This is a genomic window from Cyanobium sp. BA20m-p-22, assembly GCF_024346275.1.
GTDB lineage: Bacteria > Cyanobacteriota > Cyanobacteriia > PCC-6307 > Cyanobiaceae > Cyanobium_A.
The window spans coordinates 1-6,231 of the sequence record NZ_JAGQCQ010000224.1; the positions used below are offsets into that span (position 1 = coordinate 1).

Sequence of the window (6,231 nt, forward strand, 5' to 3'; positions counted from 1 at the left end):
CAATGAATGGATAGAGATGGGGCATGGGGCCGAGGGCCAGCTCGGGGAAGCAGGCGCCACTGAGGCCCAGCCCCTTGCCTGGGAGCCATTCCAGGTTGCCGTGCTTGCCCACATGAACCACGGCATGGCAACCGAAGCTCTGGCGTAACCAGAGGTATTGGGCCAGGTAGGCGTGGGTGGGGGGCAGGTCGGGGCTGTGGTAACTGAGGCTGGGATCGCGGTCGTATCCCCGCTCGGGCTGGATCAACACGACCACGTTTTCGAACCGCAAGCCCCTAATTGGGAAAGCAGGCGCCCCCCCTGGGCCCGGCTGCAAGCCAGCATCCGTTTCTGGTATCCCCCAAACAGACTCCAGAGCTGAGCGGGCAGCAACTGGCAACTGCCAGTACCAGCTCTGGTAGGCCGCCAAGGGCAGGTGGTCGAGGGCCTGGCGGTGGCCACTCTCTGGATCATTGGTAAGGCCAGCCAACAACGCCTGGATCAGGGCTTCTCCATCAGCGGGAAGTAGGTCATCTAGGAGCCCTTCCCCGGGCAGGCCATCACCCAGCGTGTATCCATCCTGCTGAAGCCACTGCAACATCAGGGCAGTCGAGGCCGGGGTATCGAGGCCGACCCCATTGGCGAGTCGACTGTTGCGGGTTGGATAGTTGGCCAGCACCAGGGCAATCTGCCGCTGGGCGGCTGGGGTCTGGCGCAGGCTGATCCAGTTGGCAGCGAGCCGGGCGATCCAGGCCAGCCGCTCAGGATCAGGCTGGTAGCTCTGCAGGGCAGCCGCGAGGCGGCCACTGGCGCCCACCGTTTCCTTGAAGGCCCCAATTCGGGTGGTTAAGCGGCCATCCAGCTCGGGCAGGGCCACCTGCATGGTCAAGTCAATCGGGCCCAGGCCGATACTGCTGGCCTGCCATCGCTGCCGGGGCTGGCTGCTGCAGAGCAATTGGAGCACCGGCACCCCCAACCTCTCCCAGAGGGGGGCACCGAGCCCCGCCTCCTCAAACTGCACCGAGGCAAATGAGGTGCTGCACAAAACCGCCTCGACGCCCTCACGTTGAAACAGATCGGCGACTCCGCTCTGGACGGCCGGCTCGCGCAGACCACTCACCCACAAAGCCCGGGGGCTGAGCCCGGCCAGGCGCAGGGCTGAGAGGGTGGCTTCCATCAGGGCCAAATCACCGGCCTGCAGCAGGGCCCGATAGGCAATCACCCCCACCCGGGGGCCAGGTTCCGGGCGCCAGTCGTGGGGCAACGGATCGGCCAGATGCACGGCCACAGGCGGCTGCGGGGTGCCACCGGCCAGGAGGACCCGCAGGGTCTCCAGTAGCACGCGCAGGTTGCGAGGCCCCCCTTCACGCAGGCAGCGGGCCAGGGCAATCGAGAGCTCGACTGGGGCCGTACCCAGCTCTGCCAAAACGAGCTCCTCCTCCTCCGTTCCTGCCAGCAAAAGCAACTGCCGATCTGGTTGGTCCGCGGCCCAGTGCTGCAAGCGCTCGAGCCCATAGTTCCAATGGCCCCGGCCCCCCAAGAGGCGCACCAGCACCAGCCGGGAGTGGCACACCGTGGTGCTGAGGTAGTGGTCAACCTGGGCTGGATGGGCCAGGGCGGCCAGGTTCAGACCCCGCAGTTCGACACCCAGCAGATCGGGCTCCCGCTCGAGCAGCTGGTCAATTGCCAGCAGGTCGGTGTCGGCGCTGCTGAGCAGCAACACGGCCGCCGCCGGCTGTTCAACCAGCGCTCCGGCATCTGCGGCCCCACTCCCCCCTGGTATCGAAGCCAAGCGATGCATGACGCCATCCTGCAGGGTGCGGTGAGAAGATCAAAGTCAACGTGACCCATTTGTGTCGCGTCTGCTCTGCCAGCTCCGTTGTCACCATGCACCAGTTCCTGCCCTTCGCCTGGTTCGGTGGCAAATGTGTGCCCTTTGCAGAGGCCACCCTGTCAGTGGCAACCCACGCCCTTCACTACGGCACGGGCGCCTTCGGTGGCATGCGGGCCCTGCCCAATCCCAGTGATTCAGGCGAAATTCTCCTGTTTCGCGCCGATCGCCATGCCCGGCGACTGAGCCAGAGCGCCCGCCTGCTGCTGACTGAGCTCAGCGAGGACAAAATTCATCAGGCGATCAGGGAGTTCCTGCGGGCCAACAAACCGACCTGTCCGGTCTATCTGAGGCCCTTCGTTTACACCAGCGATCTGGGCATCGCGCCGCGACTGCACGATATTGAGACCGACTTCCTCATCTACGGCCTGGAACTGGGCGACTACCTCTCCCCCGACGGCGTGAGCTGCCGCATCAGCTCCTGGACCCGCCAGGAGGATCGCTCCTTGCCCCTGCGGGGCAAAATAAGTGGCGCCTACATCACCAGCTCCCTTGCCAAAACCGAAGCCGTCAAGAGTGGCTTTGATGAGGCCCTGCTGCTGAACAGCCGCGGCAAGGTGAGCGAAGCCAGTGGCATGAATCTCTTTCTTGTGCGCGACGGCGTGCTGATCACCCCCAGCGTTGACCAGGACATCCTCGAAGGGATCACCCGAGCCAGCGTGATCGAGTTGGCCCGGGCCATGGGCATTGAGGTGCTGGAGCGGCCGGTGGACAAAAGTGAGCTGTTCATCGCCGACGAGGTGTTCCTAAGTGGAACTGCTGCGAAGGTCACCCCCGTGCGCCAGGTGGAGAGCACCGAGTTACCCCTGGATCGGCCCCTGATGGCCGCGATCCGCGAACGGCTCACGGCTATCACAGAAGGCCGCGATTTCGCCTATGACACATGGGTAACGCGAATCCGGGTAGACGGGTAACAGAAGTGGATTTTCTCGAACGGCTCCACAGCGTTGATCGGCCGGTGCTGGTGTTTGACGGCGCCACCGGCACCTCGCTCCAGCAGATGGACCTGGGTCCTGAAGACTTCGGCGGTGCGGCCCTGGAAGGCTGTAACGAAAACCTCGTGTTCACCCGGCCGGACGCGGTGCAGGAAGTGCACAGGCAGTTTCTCGAGGCCGATTGTGATGTAATCGAAACCGACACCTTCGGGGCCACCTCACTGGTGCTGGCGGAATACGACATCGCCGACCAGAGCTTTGCCATGAATCAGCGGGCCGCCGAGTTGGCCCGCGAGATGGCGGATCGCTACACCACCCCAGAAAAGCCCCGTTTCGTGGCGGGCTCCATGGGCCCGACCACAAAGTTGCCCACCTTGGGGCATGTCGACTTCGACACCATGAAGGCCTCCTTTGCCGAGCAGGCCGAAGGCCTGCTGGCCGGGAACGTGGATCTGTTGATCGTCGAAACCTGCCAGGATGTTCTCCAGATCAAGGCGGCGCTGCAAGGCCTTGAGGCGGCCTTCAGCAAGATCGGCCAACGCCGGCCACTGATGGTGAGTGTGACGATGGAAGCCACAGGCACCATGTTGGTGGGTTCGGATATCGCCGCGGTGGTGTCGATTCTGGAGCCCTTCCCGATTGATGTGCTCGGACTGAACTGTGCCACGGGCCCGGAGCAGATGAAGGAACACATCTGCTATCTCAGCGAGTGTAGTCCATTTGTAATTAGCTGTATCCCTAACGCTGGATTGCCAGAGAACATCGGCGGCGTTGCCCACTATCGATTGACGCCGGTGGAGATGAAGATGCAGTTAATGCACTTTGTCGAAGACCTCGGGGTGCAGGTAATCGGTGGCTGCTGTGGCACCACCCCCGAGCACATCCATGCCCTGGCCGAGCTGACGGCCGAACTCAAGCCCGCAGCCAGGGCTGTGCGAACCCCGGAGAACCGGCACGCGCGCCCCTTGCTACAGGGGGAGCCATCGGCAGCTTCGCTCTACGGCACCACGCCCTACCACCAGGACAATTCATTTCTGATCATCGGCGAGAGGCTCAATGCCAGCGGCAGCAAGAAAGTAAGAGACCTGCTCGCGGAAGAGGATTGGGATGGACTGGTGGGGGTGGCGAGAACCCAGGTAAAGGAAAACGCCCATGTGCTCGATGTCAATGTCGATTACGTCGGTCGAGATGGCGAACGGGACATGCACGAGCTGGTGAGTCGACTGGTGACCAATGTCAACCTGCCGCTGATGCTCGATTCCACCGAGTGGCAAAAGATGGAGGCGGGTTTGAAGGTGGCTGGCGGCAAATGCATTCTCAATTCCACCAACTATGAGGATGGCGATGAACGCTTCTTGAAGGTGTTGGAACTGGCGAAAGCCTATGGCGCCGGTGTTGTGATCGGGACCATCGATGAAGAGGGTATGGCCCGCACGGCCGAGCGCAAATTCGCCATCGCCCAAAGGGCCTATCGGGATGCGGTGGAATATGGCATCCCGGCCCACGAGATCTTCTACGACCCCCTCGCCCTGCCCATCTCCACAGGCATCGAGGAAGACCGCCTCAACGGTGCGGCAACCATCGAAGCAATCCGCCGTATCCGCAGTGACCTAACCGGGGCCCATGTGGTGCTCGGTGTCAGCAATGTGAGCTTCGGACTCTCGCCGGCGGCACGGATTGTGCTGAATTCCGTCTTCCTACATGACTGTTGTGAGGCCGGCATGGATGCCGCCATCATCAGCCCGGCCAAGATCCTGCCCCTCGTCAAGATCAGCAACGAGCACCAGCAGGTCTGCCGGGATCTGATCTACGACCGCAGACGCTTCGAGTCTGACCAACCAGGGGCGATCTGCACCTACGACCCCCTGACGGAGCTCACCACCCTGTTTGAAGGGGTGAGTGCCAAGGAAGCCCGGGCCTCCGGGCCTTCCCTGGCCGACCTGGCCGTCGAGGCACGGCTGAAGCAGCACATCATCGATGGGGAGCGGCTGGGGCTGGACGCATCGCTCGATGAAGCCCTGCACACCTATCCTCCCCTGCAAATCATCAACACCTTCTTGCTTGATGGCATGAAGGTTGTGGGGGAACTGTTTGGTTCTGGCCAGATGCAGCTGCCCTTCGTGCTGCAAAGCGCCGAAACCATGAAAGCGGCCGTCGCCTACCTGGAACCCCATATGGAGATCATCGAAGGGGAGAGTTCGGCCAAGGCAAAATTTCTCATAGCCACGGTCAAGGGGGATGTACATGACATCGGCAAAAACCTGGTTGACATTATTCTCACCAATAACGGCTATGAAGTGATCAACCTAGGTATCAAGCAGAGCTGTGAGGCCATCATCGAAGCCCAGCTCAAGCATCAGGCCGATTGCATCGCGATGAGCGGTCTACTAGTTAAGTCCACTGCCTTCATGAAGGACAATCTGGAGGCTTTTAATAAAGCCAATATCACCGTTCCGGTGATCCTCGGCGGTGCGGCCCTCACGCCTCGCTTTGTACACGGAGATTGCCGGGCTGCCTATCGAGGCCAGGTGGTGTACGGCCGGGATGCCTTTGCTGATCTGCGCTTCATGGATGCCCTGGTAGATGCCAAGGCAGCAGGGGAATGGGATGACCACAGGGGCTTCACCGGTGAAATTCCGGATGGGGTCGGCCTCAGCGCCCCAGACCCGGCCGTGAGCTCCATGCCTACCCCAGCTGAGGCGGAGCAAGAGCAGCCAGAGGTCGACTCTCCTAGTCCAGCTGAAAGCACGACTGACAGTCCAGCCGAAAACCAGACCAACGACCACCGTTCAGCCACGGTGGCCGAGGAGCCAGCCCTGCAGCCGCCTTTCTGGGGCAGTCAGATACTGATAGAAACCCAGATCGATCTCGAAGAGGTCTTCACCTACCTCGATCGCAACGCCCTGTTTGCCGGCCAATGGCAGCTCCGCAAAACCCAACAGCAAAGCCGCGAGAGCTATGGAGCCATGCTGGCTGAGAAGGCTGAACCGGTTCTGCGCCAATGGATGCAGCGCTGCCTGAATGAGGATTTGCTGACGCCCCGGGTGGCCTATGGCTACTTCCCATGCGGCCGCAGCGGCAACGCCGTTTTGGTGTTTGACCCGGCCAACCATGAGCGCCAGCTGGGTCGCTTCGAGCTTCCCCGCCAGCGCTCTGGCAACCGCTACTGCGTTGCAGACTTTTATATGGACCTGGCAGAAGACGCTTCTGGCTCGCCTTCGCCCACCGATATTTTACCCATGCAGGCAGTAACAATGGGTGAGAAAGCGACTGAATTTGCCCAAGGGCTATTCAAGGCAGATAAGTATACCGACTATCTCTACTTCCATGGCCTTGGCGTCCAGATGGCCGAAGCCCTGGCCGAGTGGGTGCATGCCCGTATCCGCAAGGAGTTGGGCTACCCAGATCCGGCCACGCTGGAGCTGC

At 61.8% G+C, this 6,231-nt stretch carries 3 protein-coding genes; 2 read left to right on the forward strand and 1 reads right to left on the reverse strand.

Annotated elements, in window-relative coordinates:
- On the reverse strand, nucleotides 1-1,780 hold a 1,780-nt coding region (locus KBZ15_RS16330), incomplete at its 3' end, for a cobaltochelatase subunit CobN (protein WP_255016253.1).
- 86 nt (nucleotides 1,781-1,866) lie between these two features.
- On the opposite strand from KBZ15_RS16330, the gene KBZ15_RS16335 reads away from it, so the two are divergent.
- Both KBZ15_RS16335 and metH read left to right on the forward strand, forming a co-directional pair.
- On the forward strand, nucleotides 1,867-2,784 hold the full coding sequence (locus tag KBZ15_RS16335; RefSeq protein ID WP_255016255.1) for a branched-chain amino acid transaminase: 918 nt from the start codon (nucleotides 1,867-1,869) through the stop codon (nucleotides 2,782-2,784).
- Nucleotides 2,754-6,231, forward strand: a 3,478-nt coding sequence (gene metH, locus KBZ15_RS16340; protein ID WP_255016257.1) for a methionine synthase, incomplete at its 3' end; no start/stop codon positions are given. The genes KBZ15_RS16335 and metH, both read left to right, overlap by 31 nt.

Coding starts and splice junctions, on each gene's coding strand:
- KBZ15_RS16335 (WP_255016255.1), top strand. CDS start 1,867: ATGCACCAGTTCCTGCCCTTCGCCTGGTTCGGTGGCAAATGTGTGCCC.